We start from the raw sequence: 538 nt of genomic DNA, 5'->3' as shown, positions 1-538 counted from the left end.
CATGCTGGCCAGCAAATTCCCGTCGGTCACCGTGGACAAGGATGCCATCTACATCACCGACGGCAAGCTTCGCACGGCCGCCGGCGTGACCGCAGGGCTCGACCTCGCGCTGGCACTGGTCGAGGAGGATCTCGGGCGCGATACGGCCATGAAGGTCGCAAGCCAGCTCGTGATGTTCTTCAAGCGCCCGGGTGGGCAGATGCAGTTCACCCGCAAGGGCGAGGCTGTTCCCGCCGGCCGCGCCGCATTGCAGGAGCTGCAGCGCTGGGTCGCCGCCACCCCCTCGCTCGACCACAGCGTTGCGAGCCTGGCGACGCGCATGGAGCTCAGCCCGAGGCATTTTGCACGGCTGTTCCGCGCCGAGGTGGGCGTCACGCCTGCGACCTGGGTCGAGGAAGCCCGCGTCAATGCCGCGAGGCGGCTGCTCGAGTTTGGCAATGAAGCCCCGAAGCAGGTGGCGCTCCATTGTGGATTCGCCGATGCCGATACGCTGCGTCGCGCGTTCAATCGTCACGTCGGCGTGACGCCCGCCGAGTAT

At 67.3% G+C, this 538-nt stretch carries 1 protein-coding gene; it reads left to right on the top strand.

The window, feature by feature from the left end; all coding sequences use genetic code 11:
* A partial coding sequence (locus CVM73_RS38830; RefSeq protein ID WP_146006765.1) for a GlxA family transcriptional regulator occupies positions 1 to 538 on the top strand: 538 nt, incomplete at both ends.

The organism is Bradyrhizobium forestalis, assembly GCF_002795245.1.
Classification (GTDB): Bacteria; Pseudomonadota; Alphaproteobacteria; order Rhizobiales; family Xanthobacteraceae; genus Bradyrhizobium; species Bradyrhizobium forestalis.
The sequence above is the reverse complement of the archived record's forward strand: the minus strand, read 5'-3'. Positions and strand labels throughout refer to the sequence as shown.